Genomic DNA, 20,432 nt, shown 5'->3' on the forward strand with positions numbered 1-20,432 from the left:
CCGTTCATCCCGCGCTTTGACTCATTGGGGCGATACCCCGGAAGAAGCATCCCCGTCCTCGTAAAACACTCCGTTGGCTTCCTCGTAGCGGCCTGCCAGTTCATAAGCCCTGTCCCTGGTCAGATTGGCCAGCGCGGCCGCATAGCTGATTCCTTCCATGGAACCGCTGTTCCTGCCGGTGCTTTCCGCCGCCCTGGCATCCCGGTTCTTAAGCCATTCCTGCTGTTCAGAAGCCAGCTTTGCCGCATCCTCCTGGGACAGCATCTCCATCAGGGCGTTGTAAATGGAATTCAGCTCCCCCTCCCACAGTTTAAGCTCTGTCTCCGCTGAGGTCTTGATGGAATATACATTGGAATCTGTTTCCTCCTCCCGCATCTTAAGAATCTGGGTATCCAAATCCTCCAGCCGCTTGCGGTAGTCTACCATAAGGTTTGTCTTATACTCCCTGGTCCTGGCTCCTGTGAGCGGGGAAATGGGCATATCCTCCGCCGCCGCAGTTTCCGGAACAGCCGCCCCGCCGCTGGCAGCGGCCACTGCGGTGCCGGCGGCGGCTGTCTCCTCAGCCTCATCCGCCATTGCAGGAGCTGCCTGGTCCGAAGCAAAGGCCCCTGCTGCCTCTGCTGCCGGAGCCGCTCCAAGGCCTGCTGCTCCGGAACCTGCTGCTCCAGGGCCTGTATTTCCAGACACGGTACCCCCAGGTCCTGCCTCTTTGGAAGCCGCCCTTCCCTGTCCCCCATCTCCTGTCATCCTTCGCTCCGCAGGAGTTGCGGATGGCGGCCTGCCTGCCGCCATAGCCGGGTCCGTTCCCCCTGCCTCTGTATCCTGCTGTCCGGCAGCCGGTGCAGCGGACGGCGCCGCCGTTTCTGCCGCTCCTGCTGTGGACTCAGCCGTCACGGCTGCTCCCTGGCTGTTCACATAGTATTTGGTGTAGTGGGTAACACCAGTTCCTATGACCAGGATACAGCCAATTACAATCCATATCCGTTTATCTTTCATCGCAACACATCCCTGCCATAATCTTGTATTAACCTTATCACAAAAGAGGCAGAAAAGAAATACGAAGATAAAAGGAGTAATAGATTGTAAGAGATACGTAAGAAAATCAGAAACAGATTCTTCTTGTCTGTTTATGCCTCCAGACCCTCGTCTGTCATCAGATTCCCACCGTCTGCCGCAGAGGTAGCCAGGGCATCGCATCTCTCGTTTTCAGGATGGCCTGCATGTCCTTTTACCCAGATGAATTTCACCTGGTGGGGCTCCTTGGCCTTCAGCAGGCGCTTCCAGAGGTCGATGTTCTTTACCGGCCCGCTTTTTCCGCGGTTCCAGTTCTTTGCCACCCAGCTGTCAATCCAGTGTTGGTTAAATGCGTCTGTCAGGTATTTGGAATCCGAATATAATTCCACCTGGCAGGGCCGGTTTAACGCCTCCAGCCCTACAATGGCAGCCATCAGTTCCATCCGGTTGTTGGTGGTGCGCACATACCCGCCGGACATGGTCTTCTCATGAAGATGTCCGCTGCTGTCCGTGAAATGAAGCACTGTCCCGTAACCTCCCGGGCCGTCAGGATTTCCCCTGGCGGAACCGTCTGTGTAAATCTGTACTTTCGTCATGTGTCAATATCTCCTGTCAGTAACATGTTATCTGTCCCATTTATCGCACAGGGAAAGAATCTGTTCCGTAAACCGGGTCAGGTCCTTATTTGCGCCGCCTTCATTGCGGTGTATAACATCCATCAGCATCTTTCCCGCATCCACCAGCCTGGTGTAAACACCGCTGGCCCTGCGTTTGGCTGCTGTCTCCTTCTCAATGGGAACGCCCTCTGTCTCTTTAATCCAGAAGCCTTTTATAAGGTCAAACTGGGAGCCGGAAAAAGGCGCCTTGGCCGCCAGCTTCAGCTGGGTATTCAGCACATCCGTGAAGGATACGCAGGATTCCTCGCTTCCATGGACCACAAAAACATAGTCCGGTTTCTTCTCAAATGCAGATATCCATGTAATAAGCCCGTCCCTGTCCGCATGGCCGCTGATACCCTCCATGGTCTCTATATGGGCCCTCACATCGATTTCCTCACCAAATATCTTCACGGTCTGGGCACCGTCCTGCAGAATCCGCCCCAGGGTTCCCTCTGCCTGGTATCCTGCAAACACAACAGAACATTCCGGCCTCCACAGGTTGTGCTTCAGATGGTGGCGTATACGGCCTGCATCGCACATGCCTGCCGCTGAAATAATGACCTTGGGCGTCATGTCAAAGTTTATGTTTTTGGATTCCTCACTGGTAATGGAAAGCTTCAGTCCGGGAAAATCAATGGGGTTGATTCCCCGCTCCACCAGCGCCTTTGTCTCATCGTCATAGCACTCCAGCATATTGTCCTTAAACACATGGGTAGCCTCCACGGCCAGGGGACTGTCTACATAGACCTCAAAGCTGTCATGGCCCGTTACAAGCCGTTCTTCCTTAATATGGCGTATCAGATACAGCAGCTCCTGGGTACGTCCCACTGCAAAGGCCGGGATGACCACATTCCCCTGCCGGTCCAGTGTCTCCTGAATAATTCCGGCCAGACTGTCCACATGGTTTACATCCTTTTTATGGTAGCGGTTGCCGTAGGTGGATTCCATCACCACATAATCAGCTTCCGCAATATACTGGGGGTCGCGGATCAAAGGCTTGTTCTTATTTCCAATGTCGCCGGAAAATACGATTTTCTTCTTGCTGGCGCCCTCGGTGGCCCATATCTCTATGGAAGCAGAACCCAATAAATGCCCCACATCCGTAAAACGCAGGGTCAGGTTGTCATTGAGCTTAAATACCTGCCCATAGGCCACTCCCTCAAAATGCTTCAGCACATCCTCCGCATCCTGCATGGTATAGAGGGCTTCCACCTCACCCCGGCCTGCGCGGCGCGCTTTCCGGTTCTTCCACTCAGCCTCCATCTCCTGTATATGGGCGCTGTCCTTAAGCATAATGTTGCACAGGTCGGCGGTGGCATAGGTGGTTATGACCTGGCCTCTGAATCCCCTGGCGTGAATCCAGGGAAGCATACCGGCATGGTCAATATGTGCATGGGTCAGAAGCACATAGTCAATTTCATGATACCCAACGGGCAGCTCCGCATTCTGGTATACATTGTTTCCCTGTTCCATACCGCAGTCAATCAGTACCTTGGTATTTCCCACCTCCAGAAAATGACAGCTGCCCGTTACCTCATGGTCGGCCCCGATAAATGTAAGTCTCATCTGCATTCTCCCCTCTGAGTATAATATAGTCTTGCCCTAAGAATATTCTGTCAATTATAGCTACAGTATATCATATTCCCCATAAGAATGCAAATCGTATTGTAATATTTGCACAATTTTCTGTGAATAGTCCTTCTCTCAACATGGATTCCCAGTCTTGTTGATTTTATATAATGATGCATATCATACCGCCGTTGCTGTCATTGATGATTTTCTGCAGGGTATCCTGCAGCTTCAGCTGGCAGTCCTCCGTCATCTGGGACACCTTGGCCTGGATACCGTCCTCCACAATCTGTTCAATGGATTTTCCAAAGATATTGGTATTCCAGATTCCGTCATCGCTTTCCCTGGCATTTTCCTTTATGTAGGCAATCAAATCCTGGGCCTGCTGCTCGCTTCCCACAATAGGCGCTATCTCCGTCTCAATGTGGGCCTTAATCAGGTTGATGGACGGTGCTTCCGCCTTCATTTTCACCCCGTACTTGTTGCCGTGCTTGATGACCTGCGGCTCATCCAGCACAATTTCCGAGCGTTCCGGAGTCACTACCCCGTACCCCTTTAACCGCACCTGGGACAGGGCGTTCTGCACCTTTTCATATTCCTTCTGCATGTTGGCCAGGCTGCTTAAGGTCTGCATAAGCTGGTACTCCCCTTCAATGGGCAGTCCCACATAGTCGCTGAGAATCTGGTAATAATAGCTGTCGTCCATATCCACCTGGACACCCACCCTGCCGTCCGCCATCTGCATGTTCCTGATATTCATGGAACGGATGGTGTCCGTATGCTGCTGCTCCAGCTCCTCTGACACATCCTTCATATGGGTCACCTTCTGGATTACATTCCTGGCAGCCTGGATAACCTGGGCCTTCAGCCAATGGGTGGACGGCAGGATTTCCAGCCATTTCGGTATATGAAAATCCATCTCAGTCACAGGAAATTCCTTCAGAACGCGTTCCAGGATATGGAAGATATCCTCTTTCTTAAGCTGCTCGCAGTTTACAGGCAGCACCGATACGCCGTAGGCCTCAGACATTTCCCTGGCCAGCCTGGCAGTCTCGTCTGAATAGGGTTTTGTGGAGTTCAAAAGTACCACAAACGGTTTTCCCAGCTTCTTAAGCTCATCAATGGTCTGCTTCTCAGCCGCTATGTATCCGGGGCGTTTGATTTCCCCTATGGTTCCGTCCGTGGTCACAACGATTCCAATGGTGGAATGGTCGTTGATAACCTTTCTGGTTCCGATTTCCGCTGCCTGGGTAAATGGAATGTCATAGTCAAACCATGGCGTCTTTACCAGACGCTCCTCGCCGTTTTCCACATGACCGGCTGCTCCCTCTACCATAAAGCCCACGCAGTCAATGACCCTTACCTTGGCCTCAATTCCGTCTGCCAGATTGATGCTGGCCGCTTCCTTGGGAATAAACTTTGGTTCCGTGGTCATGATGGTCTTGCCGGCCGCACTCTGTGGCAGCTCATCCCGGCTCAGGTTGCGCAGGTTCTCATCCTCCATTGCAGGGAGCACCAGCAGTTCCATGAACCGCTTTATGAAGGTAGATTTGCCTGTGCGGACCGGCCCCACTACGCCTATGTAAATCTCTCCGCCTGTTCTCGCTTGAATATCCTTGTATACATTAAAATTGTCCATAGATATACCCCCTTGCTATGCTTTTATAGTATATGCAGGGGGGTATGTGTATATGCCTGGTACTGATGCATGCAGTTTTACCGCAGCTGTTCAGACAGCGCACCTTATTCACTGAGATAAGCTTTTTTTACCTGGTCATTGTTCATGAGTTCCTTTGCATCTCCGCTGAGGGCAATGTTGCCTGTCTCCAGGACATAAGCCTTATGGGCAATGGAAAGGGCCTTTTTAGCGTTTTGTTCCACCAGAAGCACGGTGGTTCCATCTCCGTTTATCTTCTGGATGATATCAAATATCTCATTTACATAGATAGGGGAAAGTCCCATGGAGGGCTCGTCCATGACAATCATCCTGGGATGGCTCATAAGTGCCCTTCCCATGGCAAGCATCTGCTGCTCTCCGCCGGACAATGTGCCTGCCAGCTGGTTCTTGCGCTCCTCCAGACGCGGAAAACGCTGGTATATCATCTTCAGCGTGGAATCAATCTCTTCCTTGTCTTTTCTTGTATAAGCGCCCATCTTCAGGTTCTGAAGCACCGTGAGGGTGGCGAACACACGCCTTCCCTCCGGCACATGGGCAATTCCCATGCCCACCAGCTTATAACCGGGAACCCTGGTTATGTCTGTACCCTCGTATACGATTTTCCCTGTTTTCGCACTGATAAGGCCGGTAATGGTATGCAGGGTCGTGGTCTTCCCTGCCCCATTGGCGCCAATCAGCGCCACGATTTCTCCCTGGTTCACATCAAAGGAGATTCCTTTTATGGCCTGGATTACACCGTAGTATACTTCCAGGTCCCTGACTTCAAGCATAGCCATATTATACGCTCCTCCTATTCACCAAGATATGCTTTGACAACTTCCGGATTGTGAAGCACTGCGCCTGTCTCGCCCTGGCACAGAACCTGCCCGAAGTTGAGAACCGTCAGTTCTTCGCAAATGCCGCTTACAAGCTTCATATCATGTTCAATCAGAAGGATGGTCATATCAAAATTATCCCTCACAAAACGGATGGTATCCATGAGTTCCGCTGTCTCGTTGGGATTCATTCCCGCCGCAGGCTCATCCAGGAGAAGCAGCTTCGGCTCCGTGGCCAGGGCCCTGGCTATCTCCAGCTTTCTCTGCTTGCCGTAGGGAAGGTTGGATGCCTTATAGTCGCACTCCTCATCCAGACCGAATACCTTCAGCAGCTCCATGGCTCTCTCATCCATCTGCTTCTCCACCTTGAAATAGCTGGGGAAACGGAAGATTCCGGCTGTGGTGGAATACCTGTAATGATTGTGCAGGCCTGCCTTTACATTATCCAGAACAGACAAATCCTTAAACAGACGGATGTTCTGGAAGGTCCTGGCAATGCCGGCCTGGTTGATTTCCGTAGTTTTCCTGCCGGTAATATTGACTCCTGCCAGCTCAATGCTTCCCGCGTCCGGCTTATACACGCCTGTCAGCAGGTTGAAAATAGTGGTCTTGCCGGCTCCGTTGGGTCCGATAAGGCCGTAAAGCTGTCCTTTTTCGATGCTGATTTGAAAATTGTCAACCGCCTTAAGGCCGCCAAAAGATATGCTCAAATTCTTAACTTCAAGTAATGCCATCTTATGCTGCCTCCTTTGCCGGTTTCTTGTCTTTTCTGCTGAATTTCTCCGCCACGCGCTCCCGCATCACCACAAACTGGGGCGCGGAATTGAAAAGCATGGCCAGAATCAGCACAATTGCGTACATAAGCATACGGTAATTGCTGAGTCCGCGGAGCATCTCCGGAAGGAGATAGAGGATGACCGTTGCGATGACGGAGCCGCGGATGTTTCCGATGCCGCCCAGTACCACGTATACCAGAATCATGATGGACATGTTGTATCCGAAGTTCTTGGGAAGGGCTGTCAGAGTGGTCAGGTTATGGGCATACAGTACGCCTGCAATGCCTGCAAGTCCGGCGGAAATGGAGAATGCCAGCAGCTTGTACTTGGTGATGTTGATGCCGATGGACTCCGCTGCAATCCGGTTGTCACGGATAGCCATGATGGCGCGGCCTGTGCGGGAGTTTACCAGGTTCATGACAATAAACAGGGTGATGAGCACCAGGATGACGCCTATGGTAAAGGTGGCTGCCTGCGGCGTTCCCGTTATGCCCTGGGCGCCCTTAATCAGGATTTCCCCGCCCTCTCCCATCTTTAAGGACATGGAATCCTTAAAGGAGATATGAAAGCCCGAAGCATCCCGGCCCAGATATACGGCATTGACCAGGTTCTTGATAATCTCGCCAAAGGCCAGAGTCACAATGGCCAGGTAGTCGCCCCTCAGCCTCAGTACGGGAATTCCGATGATAACGCCGAACAGGGCTGCCGTAACAGCTCCGATAAGGATGGCAATCACCATTCCCAGGGTGGGGTCAATGGCCCCCTTCATGCACTTTGAAAACAGGGCGCCGGCAAAAGCCCCCACGCACATAAAACCGGCGTGGCCCAGACTCAGCTCACCCAGAATGCCCACGGTCAGGTTCAGGGATACTGCCATGATAACATAGATACAGAAAGGAACCAGAAGTCCCTTCATAAGGCTGGATATATGTCCGGTTCCCACAAGGGCCTGCATGATGATATAGGCTGCCACCACCATGCCGTATGTAATCATATTATTGATGAATGTCTTTCGTTTTGCATTGCTCTTCATACCGGCACCTACACTTTCTCATTAATCTTCTTGCCCAGAATACCGGTAGGCTTCACAAGAAGCACGATAATCAGGACGGAAAACACAATGGCATCTGACATCTGTGAGGATATATATGCCTTGGACAGAATCTCAATGACGCCCAGAAGGATACCGCCGATAAATGCACCGGGAATGGAGCCGATTCCTCCGAATACAGCTGCAACGAAGGCCTTGATACCCGGCATGGAGCCGGTATAGGGCGTAAGGGACGGATAAGCGGAACAGAGCAGCACGCCCGCTATGGCCGCCAGCGCGGAACCAATGGCAAATGTCAGGGCAATGGTGCCGTTTACATTGATTCCCATAAGGGTGGCAGCGCCCCTGTCCTCTGAAACAGCCAGCATGGCCTGTCCTGCCTTGGACTTGTTGATGAATGTGGTAAGTCCAATCATAATGATGATACAGGAAAGGATGGTGACAATGGTTTCCCCTGTGATGGTCATGTTTCCTCCCGCCAGTTTGATGGCAGGCAGGGTCACCACGGAGGTAAAGGACTTGGTATCCGCTCCAAAGATAAGAAGGGCAACGTTCTGCAGCAGGTAGCTGACGCCGATTGCCGTTATGAGCACTGCAAGGGGAGAGGCACCGCGTAAGGGCTTATAAGCAATCCGCTCAATGGTCATGCCCAACAGCGTACATACGGCCACTGCAAGAAGGACTCCCGCCATGGGCGGCAAGCCCATTGTGCTGACCGTGACAAACACCACGTAGCTGCCTATCATAATAACATCGCCATGAGCGAAATTCAGCATCTTGGCAATGCCGTAAACCATTGTATATCCAAGTGCGATGATGGCATATACACTGCCCAGGCTGACGCCGTTAATCAAATAGTTAATAAAGCCCATACCTACACCTCTTCGTCTGAAGTCTTTTTTAGTTTATCGCTATAAAGCGACAGATTAATCAAAATTATATCATATATCGTTATTATAAACAAGAGGGTTGTCATAGTGACAACCCTCTGTTGGGTTTTCTGATTTGTTCCGAAGCGCTGATTACATTGCGGAGTAAGCTCCATCCACTACCTTAACAGCCTTTGGCGCCTTGTGAGGCTCGCCGTCCTCGGTCCAGGTCATGCCCTCGCCGGTCAGACCGTCTAACTTAATGTTCAGCATGGACGCCTTTAATGCATCGCAAATCGTGCTGGCATCTGCATCAGTTGCTACGCTGGCATCTTCCATGGCTGCCTTGATTGCGTAGATTGCATCGTATGCATCTGCTGCGAACTGAACCGGAACCTCGTTGTAAGCAGCCTTGTAGCTCTCCACAAACTTAACGGTCAGGTCGTCGGTTGCGTCTGCTGCGAATGGTGTCAGGAGCATAAGTCCCTCTGCCAGCTTGGTGTCAAAGTTCTGAACCTGAAGGATACCGTCCATACCGTCGCATCCGAAGAACTGGGGAGCAAAGCCCATGGTGCTGGCCTGCTGAAGTATCAGGGATGCCTCGGTGTAGTAGATTGGCAGGAATACCAGCTCAGCGCCTGCATCCTTTGCCTTCTGTAACTGGGTGGAGAAATCCTTGTTGCTGTCAGCGGTAAATGCCTCTGCTGCAACAATCTCAATGCCCTGGTTGCCGGACTCTTCTGCGAACTTCTCATAGATACCGCTGGAATATACATCGGAGCTGTCATAGATAACAGCAACCTTGCTGGCCAGCTTGTTCTCGCCTATGTACTTAGCGGATGCAGCGCCCTGGTCCGGGTCGGAGAAGCAGATACGGAACACGTTGGGGTTAGCTGCGCACTCTACAGCGGAACCGGATGGTGTAATCTGGAACATGTTGTCGGCTGCTGTCTTATCGGCAACCGCGATACATGGAGCGGAGGTAACTGTGCCCATCAGCACCTGCATGCCCCAGTCCTTTAATGTATTATAAGCATTGACAGACTTCTCTGCATCATGCTCATCGTCCTGGAAATTGAATTCAATCTGGGCGCCGTTAATGCCGCCGGCCTCGTTGATTTCCTTTACCGCCAGTTCTGCACCGTGCTGTACAGCCACGCCGTACACGGCTGCGCCGCCGGTTACAGGACCGATGCCGCCAATCTTAAACACGCCGCCTGCTGCGCCGGTGTCTGCCGCTGCGGTGGTATCAGCTGCCTCGCTTCCCTCTGCCTTTGCTTCTGCCGCAGTTGTCTCTGCCGCCTTTGTGGTCTCTGCCGTATTGGAACCGCCGCATGCTGTCAAAGACATTGCCAGAACGGCTGCCAGGCCAAGACTTAAAAATCTCTTCTTCATAATTAGTTCCTCCTCTTGCCTATAAAATATAAAGCTTTCTATATTATAGGTAGTCCCAATGGTTTTGTCAATCGTTTCATGAAAATTATGGTGTATTTTCGATGATTTGCCGAAAAATTAGAGCAAAAGCAGGTATAATCCGCCAAAAACAGGCTATTTTTTAGGGGAAAGGCACCATTTCTGGTTCCTTTCCCCTATTTTTTATTCCTCTGTCCACTCTAAATCCGAGTTTTCAATGCGCTTATCCCTGAGCATCAGCTCCAGAACCGCTTCCTTTGCAGGCATGCCTCCAAACAGGATGGCGTTGACCTGCTCCACGATGGGCATGGACACCTTGTACTGCTGCGACAGGGCCAGGGCTGCCTTGGCGGAATACACGCCTTCCACCACCATTTTCACCTCTGCCATGGCTTCTTCCATGGTTCGGCCCTGTCCAATCAGTATGCCCGCCCTGCGGTTGCGGCTGTGCATGCTGGCACAGGTCACAATCAGGTCCCCGATGCCTGTAAGCCCGGCAAATGTCTCCATCCGGCCTCCCATGTCAATGCCCAGACGGGATATCTCTGCAATTCCCCTGGTGATAAGGGCTGCCTTGGTATTGTCACCGTATCCCAGGCCGTCGGCCATGCCGGCGGCCAGGGCAATGACATTTTTAAGGGCGCCGCCCAGTTCAATTCCCAGCACATCCGGGCTGGTATACACACGGAACACCTCGCTCATGAAGATGCCCTGGACAAACTCGGCCGCATGGCGCTTATGGGCGCCTGCCACACAGGTGGTTGGAAGGCCCCTGCTCACTTCCTCGGCATGGCTGGGTCCTGAAAGGACTGTAACCTCTGCCTCGGGCAGCTCCTCCTCAATAATCTGGGACAGGGTCATAAGGCTCTTATCCTCGATACCCTTTGCCACATTGGTTATCACCTGTCCCTTCTTTATGTAGGGCTTCATCCTTTGTGATGTCTGCCTCACGAAAACCGAGGGAACCGCAAGTACCAGAAGGTCTTTGCCGCGCATGGCCTCCTCCAGGTCATCCGTAAGTCCGATTGTCTCCGGAATCCTTACCTCCGGAAGGTTGCGGTGGATGCGCGTTTCCTTTAACTCCGCAATCTCCTGTGGAATGGCGGACCATATCTGTACCCCATGTCCATTGCCGTTAAGTAAAACTGACAGGGCCGTGCCCCATGTGCCTGACCCGATTACACCGATTGATGCCATAACCTCACCGTCCATTAATTGTTTTTTTACTGTCCTTTGTATATCATTCTGTCTTTTTCTTAGCGCCCACCTTGTTCTCCCTGCCCTGGGCCAGCCTGACGATATTAGCCCTGTGCCTCCAGAAGGCCATGGCCGCAATCACCGCTGAAACAGCATAGAACTGAGGCCTGGCCTCCGGCGCAAGTCCGTATGCCCCCAAATGGCCGAAGTAAATGTTCCAGCACAGGAAAATGGCGGACACCACCAGGGAACCCAGGGACACATACCTGGTGACTGCCACTATAAGCACAAACGCCAGCAGACAGACAGCTGTCAGCCGCCAGTCCAGGGAAAACATGATGCCTGCTGTAGCCGCAATTCCCTTGCCGCCCTTAAACTTAAGGTAAAAAGGAAAATTATGGCCCAGTATGACGCCGAAGCCTGTATAGAGTATCAGCACGTAGATATACCCTGGCTGGGACCTGAAAAAAAGCCTTACCAGGAAGCAGGGTATCACTGTCTTCAGGAAATCCCCCATGAATACAATGAGTCCGGCCCTGACTCCCATAACGCGCAGCGCATTGGTGCTTCCCGAATTGCCGCTGCCGTGCTGGCGAATGTCAATTCCCTTGGACCTGCCATAGATGAAACCGGTCTGGAATAGCCCAAAGACATATCCCATGACCAAACAAATAATCTGTTCCACGCTTAATCCCCCTTTCCTTATGCCTACTGCTCTTTTCCTTTTCGTTCCCTGACAAGGAATTTCAGGGATGTCCCCTTAAAGCCGAAGGCATTTCTGATTTGGTTCTCCAGATACCTGGTATAAGAAAAATGCATCAGCTCCTTGTCATTGACAAAGACCACAAAGGTAGGAGGCTTCACAGCCACCTGGGTCATATAGTAAATCTTGAGCCGTTTTCCCTTGTCGGAAGGCGGCTGCTGCATGGCCACTGCCTCTGTCATGATTTCATTGAGCACGCCCGTAGCCACCCTCAGGTTCTGGTTCTGGCGCACCACGTCAATTATCTCAAAAAGCTTGTTAAGACGCTGTCCTGTTTCCGCGGATATAAAGATATATTCCGCATAAGGAATGAAGGACAGTACCTCCTTGATTTTCCTGCTGTATTCGTATATGGTCTTGTCCGTCTTCTCGATGGCATCCCATTTATTCACGGCCACGATAATTCCCTTGCCCCTTTCATGGGCAATTCCGGCAATCTTGGCATCCTGCTCCGTGACGCCTTCTTTTGCATCTATGACCACCACCACCACATCGGCCCGTTCCACAGCGGACACAGTGCGGATAATGCTGTAGCGCTCCAGCTCCTCCTTTATCCTGCTCTTGCGGCGCAGGCCTGCTGTATCAATGAATACATAGGGCGTACCCTCATGGACCACCTCCGTGTCCACTGCGTCCCTGGTGGTGCCTGCTATATCCGACACAATGACGCGGTTCTCCCCCAGAAGCTTATTTATAATGGAAGATTTTCCCACATTGGGCTTGCCCACCACGGCAATCCTTGGGCGCTCATCCTCCTCTTCCTCCACCTGCTCCGAGTCAAAATGCTTCACAACCTCGTCCAGCAAATCCCCGATTCCCAGCCTTGAAGCAGCCGACACGGCAATGGGCTCTCCGATTCCCAGGTTGTAGAACTCATAGACGTCATTGCCGTACTTGGCAACGCTGTCCACCTTGTTCACAGCCAGCACCACCGGCTTGTGGGACTTGCGCAGTATGTCGGCCACCTTGGAATCCGAATCCACCAGACCCTGGCGCACATCCACGATAAAAATAATCACGTCCGCGGTGGAAATGGCAATCTCCGCCTGCTCCCTCATCTGGGACAGAATGATGTCCTTGGAATCCGGCTCAATGCCGCCGGTGTCAATCAGCGTAAAATTCATATTCAGCCAGTCGCAGTCCGCGTAAATACGGTCCCTGGTCACGCCCGGCGTGTCCTTTACGATGGAAATGGTATCTCCCGCTATGACATTAAACAACGTAGACTTGCCCACATTGGGCCTGCCTACGATTGCAACTATTGGTTTACTCATATTTTCATAACCTCCTCATTATAAAGCACCTGAAAGGATACGGCATCTGATATGGATGCAGCATCTGATACGACTGTATGTCACATCTGCCTGCGCACAATCCGGTACTCATCATCCGGCTGATAATAAGGGCATGCGCTTACGGTACCTCTTAAAAAACGTCCCATCTCGTCCTCGTCCAGATTCACTTCACAGATGTAGTAATCATTTTCCTCATCATATACGTAATTGCCGCAGCACTCGCAGCTGGTCTTATGGTTCTTTCCCGGTTTCATCTGATACATATCCTTTAGCACATACGCTTTTTCACAAATTCTTCGCATCCGCTTGATTTTACTATACCGGACCAAACTTGTAAAGCATTTTCTTATTAACCTCTATCATAGCAATATAACTTATTTTTGTAAATGCAAAGTTCATTTTCCGAAAATGTTTCTGGAAATGTCTTGTTTTTTTTGACGAAATCATATCAACCCCTTGACCCGGTCAGATGGAAATGGTATAAATCATATGTGATATTCCCAAACAAATGATGATACCAAAGGAGCAAAGCTATCATGGCTAACAATTTTGTATTCAAAGATTCCCTTCCTGTAGCGCCTTTAAAAATCGCTGCACTGGAAAGCTGTAAGAATCTTGCAGCCAAGGTGAACGACCATATTGTACAATTCAGACGCAATGACATAGAGGAACTGATGCGCCGCAAGGAGGACCTCCACTACCGCGGCTACGACGTGGATTCCTATCTGCTTCGCTGCAGCTGTCCCAGATTCGGAACAGGTGAGGGCAAGGCTGTCATCAATGAATCCGTAAGGGGCACCGATGTTTTCGTCATGGTGGATGTGATGAATTACAGCATTCCCTATACGGTCAGCGGTTATACCAACCATATGTCGCCGGACGACCATTTCCAGGATTTGAAGCGTATTATCGGGGCCTGCTCCGCCACTGCACACAGGGTTAACGTTGTCATGCCCTTCCTATATGAAAGCCGCCAGCACAAGCGCAGCAAGCGGGAATCCCTGGACTGTGCCATGGCCCTGGAGGAACTGGCAGCCCTGGGAGTGGAAAACATCATCACCTTTGACGCCCATGACCCCCGGGTGCAGAATGCCATTCCGCTGATTGGTTTTGACAACTTCATGCCCACATATCAGTTTGTAAAGGCCCTGTTCTCCCATGATTCCAATATCCGCATTGACCAGGAACACCTGATGGTCATCAGCCCGGATGAAGGCGCCATGAACCGCGCCGTATACCTGGCCAACAACCTGGGCGTGGATATGGGAATGTTCTATAAGCGCAGGGACTATTCACAGGTAATTAACGGCCGCAACCCAATCGTGGCTCACGAATTCCTGGGTTCTTCCGTGGAAGGCAAGACCGTACTTATCATTGACGACATGATATCCTCCGGCGAAAGCATGCTGGATACCTGTAAGGAACTGAAAGAACGCAAGGCGGACAAGGTCATTGTCTGCTGTACCTTCGGCCTCTTCACCAACGGCCTTGAAAAATTTGATGAGTACTACAACCAGGGCTATCTGGATTATGTCATCACCACCAACCTGAATTACCGCACGCCTGAACTGCTTAACAGGGAGTGGTATCTGGAAGCCGATATGAGCAAATACCTGGCAGCTGTCATCAACTCACTGAACCATGACCGTTCCATCGGCGCCTCCCTCTCTCCCACGGAGAAGATTCAGAAGCTGGTCCAGAAGCACCAGAACGGCGGATACGAGTATTTCCAGAAGCTTGTGTAACAGCCCCGCAGCAGTGTACAAAAATCAACGCACAAAAATGCACAGTCCATGGCAGAAACGGACTGTGCATTTTCTGTTTTCCCTGAACGTTCCCTGTTGTCCGGCTGATATCACACCAGGCTCCAGTCAGCCGGGTCCATCCCCATCTCCCTTTCTCCTTTGCATACCACAGGCTATTTAAGGCAGAGGAATGCCGCCAGATTTCCCCGTTCCTCTCCCGCCTTCCGGTGTGAAAAGAGGTAATCGCTGTTGCACATGGTGCAGATGTTGGTGATATGGATATTCTCCGGCCGGATACCTGCCTCCCGGAAGATGATTTCATTGGCCTTCCACAAATCCAGCTGGTATTTTCCAGGTCTTTTCCCCCTGCAATACAGTTCTTCCCAGTGTTCCTTACCAAAGGCCTCCTTAAATTCCTCCGCCACTTCGCCGCCCACTTCAAAGCAGTCCCGGCAGATGCTGGGGCCCACGCAGGCAATCAAATCCTCGGGTTTCGTGCCAAAGGCTTCCTTCATGGCATCCACTGTCACCCGGCCCATGCGTTTTACCGTTCCACGCCATCCGGAATGGCTGAGTCCAATGGCCCTGTTCACCGGGTCCAGCAGATAAAGCGGCACGCAGTCCGCGTAAAAGGTTACCAGGGTAAGTCCCGGCACATTGGTAATCAAGCCGTCAATGTCCCTGTAATCCCTGTCTCTTATAACGCCCTTTCCCGCATCCTCCTGCGTTACCCGCCGCAGGTTGATTGTATGGGTCTGGTGGGACACCACCATGCGGTCGCGCTCCACTCCCAGGGCAGCTGCCATGCGTGTAAAGTTTTCCAGCACATCTTCCGCCGCATCTCCTCTGCTGTAGGAAAAATTCATGGTTGAGAATTTTCCCTTGCTGGCTCCGCCCATGCGGGTGGAAAAACCATTGACCGCCAGACCGGTATCATCCAGTGCTTTGAACGAGAGGTAAGGAACGCCCGTACTGTCTTTTGTGTCAAACACATGGCCTGCATTCTTATAACTCCACTTTATATTCATAACTGCCTTTCCTCCCAGGGCTTGTTTGAACGTTCATCCCCGCCATCTGCCCTGGTCATTATAAGTAATAAAATATGATGCTTTTTCATTGTCATTTATCAAAACGCATTCTGTATCAGCTCAATGCTGCCGCCCAGTATTCCCACCACGTCAAACCGGCAGGGAACATCCTCCCCGATTCCGTGGCTGTACAGATAAAAGGCTGCTGCCCGGCGTATCCGCTCCTGCTTCCTTGCGTCAACCGCCTCGGCCGGGCTTCCCTTGGCCAGCCCGGAGCGGTATTTCACCTCTGCAAAAACAAGATACCTGCCATGGCGGCAAATCAAATCGATTTCTCCCTGCCGGCACCGGAAATTCCGTTCCAGCACGCGGTATCCCTTGGTTGTCAAAAAGGCAGCCGCTGTTTCCTCATAACGGCTGCCTGTCTGTCTCTTATTCATATGTATCCGCCTGGACAATATTGCGTATAAAGCTTCTTCGGTGAATCGGGCAGGGCCCCAGCTCCCTGATGGCAGCTATGTGGGCCGCTGTTCCGTATCCCTTGTGTTTGGCGAATCCATATCCGGGAAACAGTTCCTCATATTCAGCCATCATATGGTCCCTGGTAACCTTTGCCAGGACACTGGCTGCTGCTATGGACAGGCTCTTTGCATCTCCCTTTATGATGGGCACCTGCACTCCATCCAGGCCCGGAATAGTGACAGCGTCATTGAGAAATACCTCCGGCTTCACGGCAAGGCCCTTTACAGCCTCCCGCATGGCCTCATAGGTGGCCTGGAGGATATTGATTTCATCAATCCTGGCAGGGGTGGCCAGGCCCACATTCCACGCCACTGCCTTTTCCTTTATCTCCAGAAACAGCTCCTCACGGCGCTTTTCCGACAGCTTCTTGGAATCGTTGAGATACAGGATGCGGCAGCCCCTGGGAAGCACCACGGCGCCCGCTGCCACCGGCCCTGCCAAAGGCCCGCGGCCCGCCTCGTCTATGCCGCAGATATAAGTGTATGCATCATACTCCTTCTCATATTCCGCCATGGCCTCCAGACGGGCCATCTCCTGCTCCAGCTTTTCTCCTTTTAGTACTCTTGCAGCCATTGTCATTCCACCTTATCTGTTTGATTCTCCGGCTCTTCCAGCGTAATCCGCCCCAGCTTGCCTGCCCTGAAATCATCCAGAAGCAGGGCCGCTGCCCTGGACACATCCAACTCCCCGCCTTTTAACAGGCAGGCACGCACCCTGGCAATGTCCTCCAGGACAGACGCTGCTTCCTTTCCCTCTGTCTCCAGGCCAAACCGTTCCGGCAGTACCTGGGGATACCGCTTTTCCAGCAAACGTATCAGCTGGCAGGCCAGCTCGTCCTTATTGAGAATCTGGTCATTGATGGAGCCGATAAGGGCCAGCTTAAGACCCACCTGCTGGTCCTCAAACCTGGGCCACAGAATGCCGGGGGTGTCCAAAAGCTCCAGGGTCTTGTTAAGGCGTATCCACTGATTACCCTTGGTGACTCCGGGCTTGTTTCCTGTCTTGGCGCAGGCCTTTCCGGCAAAAGAATTGATAAAAGTGGACTTGCCCACATTGGGAATCCCCACCACCATGGTACGGATGGGGCGGTTTAAGATGCCCCTGCGCCGGTCCCTCTCTATCTTTTCCTTACACGCCTCCTGGATAACGGACTGCACCTGCTTAAGCGTTCCCTTATTTCTGGCATCAATCTTTACCACATGGATGCCCTTGGCCTCAAACCAGGCCGCCCAGCGGGCATTCTGCCGTTCGTCCGCCAGGTCAGACTTGTTGAGGAGCACCATCCTGGCCTTGCCCGCGCCCAGGTCGTCAATGTCCGGATTCCGGCTGGAAAGGGGAACCCTGGCATCTACCAGCTCGATTACCAGGTCAATAAGCTTCATATCTTCCTTCATGGCCCGTTTTGCCTTGGTCATATGACCAGGATACCACTGAATATTCATATTTGTAAACTCCTGTTCTGTCTTGCTTCAATTCCCGCCTCTTGGCGGGACCCTTTATTTTGTTGAACGGATGAAATCCAGCTTCAGGAGAGGAAACATCCTGAACCAGACCTTACCCTGTATCTGTTCTCTCTTTACATTTCCGATATTGGGAAAGCGGCTGTCCTCACTGCTGTCCCGGTTGTCGCCCAGAAGGAAGTATTCATCGTCCTCCAGTTTGATGGGGGTGTCGGCCCTGCCTGCCAGCGACACCTGCTCCAGGTCGTCCTCTGCATTTAAAAGCTGGCCGTCAATGAATATATAGCCGCCCTTTATCTGTACAGTCTCTCCGGGAAGTCCGATAACCCTCTTCACGTTCTTCTTGTGGTCCTCGCGTTCAAATACAACGATGTCAAACCGTTCCGGCTTTCCCACATCATAAACCAGGCGGTTGACCAGGACCACGTCGTCCGCATCCAGCACCGGCTGCATGGAACCGCCCGACACAGGCACCTGGGTACAGAAACTGTAGACCAGGAACCAGGCACAGGCCAGGACCAACACCACATTGACCGCCCAGCGGACCGCTTTTCTCAGCCACGCCGTATCCTCATTCACATAAAAATCCATGTACCCACACCTTATCTTTTAAGGCATGTCCCGGACTGTTTCCGGGTATGCCGCCTGCTTAACAAAATAGAGTTTGCATCTGCAAACTCTATTCTCACTTCCACTACCTGATTATTTAACTAATTCTTTAACCTTGGCAGCCTTACCAACCCTGTCTCTTAAGTAGTTCAGCTTCGCTCTTCTTACTTTACCCTTACGTACAACCTCTACGTTGTCAACGCTTGGGGAATGTAATGGCCAGGTCTTCTCAACGCCGATACCATTGGAGTTTTTCCTTACGGTAAAGGTCTCTCTGGCTCCGCCGTTCTGTCTCTTAATGACAGTTCCCTCGAAAATCTGGATTCTCTCGCGGTTACCCTCTTTAATCTTGTTGTATACCTTAACGGTATCGCCAACGTTAAAGCTGGGTACGCTTTCCTTCAACTGGGCTGCTTCAATGTTCTTAATAATGTCGTTCATCGTGTGAACCTCCTTCATCTATTGGATGTTCTTAATACGCCGGCAGTAAATCAGATTCACCACTCACAGTAACAGAGGACCATCTATTTCTTGTCACAACGACTGATTTTATCATATATTGTCCCAAAATGCAAGCACTTTATGAGTCATGCCGCCGTGTTTTTACCTCTTTTTACAACGCTGCTTTCCTGATTCTACTCTTTATCCTCTTCCGCCTCAGGAAGGATGTACAGATGGACCTTGTCAATCCGGTTCTTTTCCACCTGTTCCACCACCAGACGCACATTGCCGCACACCACCTCTTCGCCCTGGGAAGGAAGATGTTCCAGACGGTCAATGACAAGGCCGCCCACAGAATCATAGTCCTCAGAGGACAGCTTCAAATCCAGGATGTCATTGAGGTCATCCAGTTTCATGGAGCCTTCCACCAGATACTGGCCTTCTCCCAAATCCACCAGCTCCTCCTCCTCGTCCTCGTCATACTCATCGCGGATATCACCCACGATTTCTTCCAGGATATCCTCCAGCGTAATCAGCCCTGCCGTGGCGCCATACTCATCCAGGACAATGATTATATTGTTGGGGGACTTCTTAATCTCCATCATCAGCTCGGAAAGCTTCTTGGATTCAAAGGTATAAAAGGGCTGGCGCAGGTAATCCGACACGCAGAAGGACGCCTTGTCCTCCACCAGCAGCAGGTCCTTGATATTGATGATGCCCACCACGTTGTCCGTTGTCTCCTTATAGACCGGAAGCCTGGTATAATGCTCCTCCCTGAATATCTGAATCAGGTCATCGTAATCATCCTCAATGTCAACAAACACCATATCAATTCTGGGAACCATGACATCCTTTGCAACGGAGTCGCCCAGGTCGAACACGTTGTTAATCATCTCCCGTTCTTCCGACTCAATGACTCCCTTTTCATGGCCCACATCCACAATGGTCCTGAGCTCATCCTCTGTGATATCGTCATTTTTCTTATTGGGGTCCACATGAAGGGCCTTAAGCACAATCAACGACATCCAGTTAATGAGGACAATAAGAGGGGTCAGCACGGTCATCAGAATATGAATCATATGGCCCACCCGAAGTGAATACCGTTCCGCCTCCAGAGTGGCCATTGTCTTAGGTGTTATTTCACCAAAAATCAAAATTAAAAGCGTCAGTACGCCGGTCGCGGCTCCAGCGGCCTTATTTCCAAATGTTTCAGTCACCAGCACGGTAAGCATGGATGAGGCCGAAAGATTTACCACATTGTTGCCGATTAAAATGGCACTGAGCATCTTCCCCTGATTCTCAGACAGCTTCATGACCCACTGTGCGGATTTGTTTCCCCCCTCCGCCAATGTCCTGATACGGATTTTATTGACGGTTGTGAGGGCGGTCTCCGACGATGAGAAAAAAGCGGAAAGTCCCAGTAAAATAATAATGATAACGACACGTATGGCAATACTGTCACCCGATGGGTCCAAAAAAATCAACTCCTATTATTTCAAATTTTACGGTCCCGAAAACCCGGAAAGCT

At 51.5% G+C, this 20,432-nt stretch carries 21 protein-coding genes; 1 reads left to right on the forward strand and 20 read right to left on the reverse strand.

Features of this window, described 5'->3' with window-relative positions; genetic code table 11:
• Positions 1–21: 21 nt before the first annotated feature.
• From FGS84_RS08095 to FGS84_RS08155, 13 genes are all read right to left on the reverse strand, one after another.
• Entirely contained in the window at positions 22–996 is a 975-nt protein-coding gene (locus tag FGS84_RS08095; protein ID WP_138307392.1) for a lysozyme inhibitor LprI family protein, read from the reverse strand.
• A gap of 131 nt (positions 997–1,127) precedes the next feature.
• Positions 1,128–1,610 carry a ribonuclease HI gene (gene rnhA / locus FGS84_RS08100; RefSeq protein ID WP_138307394.1) on the reverse strand — a complete coding sequence of 161 codons (483 nt, stop codon included), beginning with the start codon at positions 1,608–1,610 and terminating at the stop codon, positions 1,128–1,130.
• Between the two features lie 27 nt (positions 1,611–1,637).
• Entirely contained in the window at positions 1,638–3,239 is a 1,602-nt protein-coding gene (locus tag FGS84_RS08105; protein ID WP_330640917.1) for an MBL fold metallo-hydrolase, read from the reverse strand.
• A gap of 166 nt (positions 3,240–3,405) precedes the next feature.
• Positions 3,406–4,881: a stage IV sporulation protein A gene (gene spoIVA / locus FGS84_RS08110; protein ID WP_138307398.1), complete on the reverse strand. Its 1,476-nt coding sequence runs from the start codon at positions 4,879–4,881 to the stop codon at positions 3,406–3,408.
• Between the two features lie 104 nt (positions 4,882–4,985).
• On the reverse strand, positions 4,986–5,696 hold the full coding sequence (locus FGS84_RS08115; protein WP_138307400.1) for an ABC transporter ATP-binding protein: 711 nt from the start codon (positions 5,694–5,696) through the stop codon (positions 4,986–4,988).
• Positions 5,697–5,710: 14 nt separating this feature from the next.
• Positions 5,711–6,469: an ABC transporter ATP-binding protein gene (locus tag FGS84_RS08120; protein WP_138307402.1), complete on the reverse strand. Its 759-nt coding sequence runs from the start codon at positions 6,467–6,469 to the stop codon at positions 5,711–5,713.
• A gap of 1 nt (position 6,470) precedes the next feature.
• A complete protein-coding gene (locus FGS84_RS08125; protein WP_138307405.1) occupies positions 6,471–7,544 on the reverse strand; it encodes a branched-chain amino acid ABC transporter permease in 1,074 nt (357 codons plus the stop codon).
• A gap of 8 nt (positions 7,545–7,552) precedes the next feature.
• A complete protein-coding gene (locus FGS84_RS08130; RefSeq protein WP_138307407.1) occupies positions 7,553–8,434 on the reverse strand; it encodes a branched-chain amino acid ABC transporter permease in 882 nt (293 codons plus the stop codon).
• Positions 8,435–8,584: 150 nt separating this feature from the next.
• Entirely contained in the window at positions 8,585–9,826 is a 1,242-nt protein-coding gene (locus FGS84_RS08135; RefSeq protein ID WP_138307409.1) for an ABC transporter substrate-binding protein, read from the reverse strand.
• 201 nt (positions 9,827–10,027) lie between these two features.
• A complete protein-coding gene (locus tag FGS84_RS08140) occupies positions 10,028–11,041 on the reverse strand; it encodes an NAD(P)H-dependent glycerol-3-phosphate dehydrogenase (RefSeq protein ID WP_138307411.1) in 1,014 nt (337 codons plus the stop codon).
• Between the two features lie 43 nt (positions 11,042–11,084).
• A complete protein-coding gene (gene plsY, locus FGS84_RS08145; RefSeq protein WP_138307413.1) occupies positions 11,085–11,726 on the reverse strand; it encodes a glycerol-3-phosphate 1-O-acyltransferase PlsY in 642 nt (213 codons plus the stop codon).
• Positions 11,727–11,749: 23 nt separating this feature from the next.
• Complete coding sequence (gene der, locus FGS84_RS08150) at positions 11,750–13,078, reverse strand: ribosome biogenesis GTPase Der (RefSeq protein WP_138307415.1); 1,329 nt, start codon at positions 13,076–13,078, stop codon at positions 11,750–11,752.
• An 80-nt stretch (positions 13,079–13,158) separates the two neighbouring features.
• On the reverse strand, positions 13,159–13,353 hold the full coding sequence (locus FGS84_RS08155) for a DUF6472 family protein (RefSeq protein WP_138307417.1): 195 nt from the start codon (positions 13,351–13,353) through the stop codon (positions 13,159–13,161).
• Between the two features lie 282 nt (positions 13,354–13,635).
• Here FGS84_RS08155 and FGS84_RS08160 point away from each other — a divergent pair, with 282 nt between their 5' ends.
• A complete protein-coding gene (locus FGS84_RS08160; protein ID WP_138307419.1) occupies positions 13,636–14,844 on the forward strand; it encodes a ribose-phosphate pyrophosphokinase in 1,209 nt (402 codons plus the stop codon).
• A gap of 173 nt (positions 14,845–15,017) precedes the next feature.
• Here FGS84_RS08160 and pgeF read toward each other — a convergent pair whose 3' ends face one another.
• From pgeF to FGS84_RS08195, 7 genes are all read right to left on the reverse strand, one after another.
• Positions 15,018–15,872 carry a peptidoglycan editing factor PgeF gene (gene pgeF, locus FGS84_RS08165; RefSeq protein ID WP_138307421.1) on the reverse strand — a complete coding sequence of 285 codons (855 nt, stop codon included), beginning with the start codon at positions 15,870–15,872 and terminating at the stop codon, positions 15,018–15,020.
• A gap of 98 nt (positions 15,873–15,970) precedes the next feature.
• Entirely contained in the window at positions 15,971–16,312 is a 342-nt protein-coding gene (locus FGS84_RS08170; protein ID WP_138307423.1) for a YraN family protein, read from the reverse strand.
• Entirely contained in the window at positions 16,305–16,967 is a 663-nt protein-coding gene (locus tag FGS84_RS08175; RefSeq protein WP_138307425.1) for a ribonuclease HII, read from the reverse strand. The genes FGS84_RS08170 and FGS84_RS08175 overlap by 8 nt, the downstream gene beginning before the upstream one ends.
• 2 nt (positions 16,968–16,969) lie before the next feature.
• A complete protein-coding gene (gene ylqF, locus FGS84_RS08180) occupies positions 16,970–17,836 on the reverse strand; it encodes a ribosome biogenesis GTPase YlqF (RefSeq protein ID WP_138307427.1) in 867 nt (288 codons plus the stop codon).
• 54 nt (positions 17,837–17,890) lie between these two features.
• Positions 17,891–18,445, reverse strand: coding sequence for a signal peptidase I (gene lepB, locus FGS84_RS08185; protein WP_138307429.1), 555 nt, complete (start codon positions 18,443–18,445; stop codon positions 17,891–17,893).
• Positions 18,446–18,556: 111 nt separating this feature from the next.
• Positions 18,557–18,904 carry a 50S ribosomal protein L19 gene (gene rplS, locus FGS84_RS08190; RefSeq protein WP_002567490.1) on the reverse strand — a complete coding sequence of 116 codons (348 nt, stop codon included), beginning with the start codon at positions 18,902–18,904 and terminating at the stop codon, positions 18,557–18,559.
• 194 nt (positions 18,905–19,098) lie between these two features.
• Positions 19,099–20,388 carry a hemolysin family protein gene (locus tag FGS84_RS08195; RefSeq protein WP_347563805.1) on the reverse strand — a complete coding sequence of 430 codons (1,290 nt, stop codon included), beginning with the start codon at positions 20,386–20,388 and terminating at the stop codon, positions 19,099–19,101.
• Positions 20,389–20,432: the final 44 nt, after the last annotated feature.

Origin of the sequence: Clostridium sp. 1001271st1 H5, assembly GCF_005845215.1 — a bacterium.
Classification (GTDB): domain Bacteria; phylum Bacillota; class Clostridia; order Lachnospirales; family Lachnospiraceae; genus Enterocloster.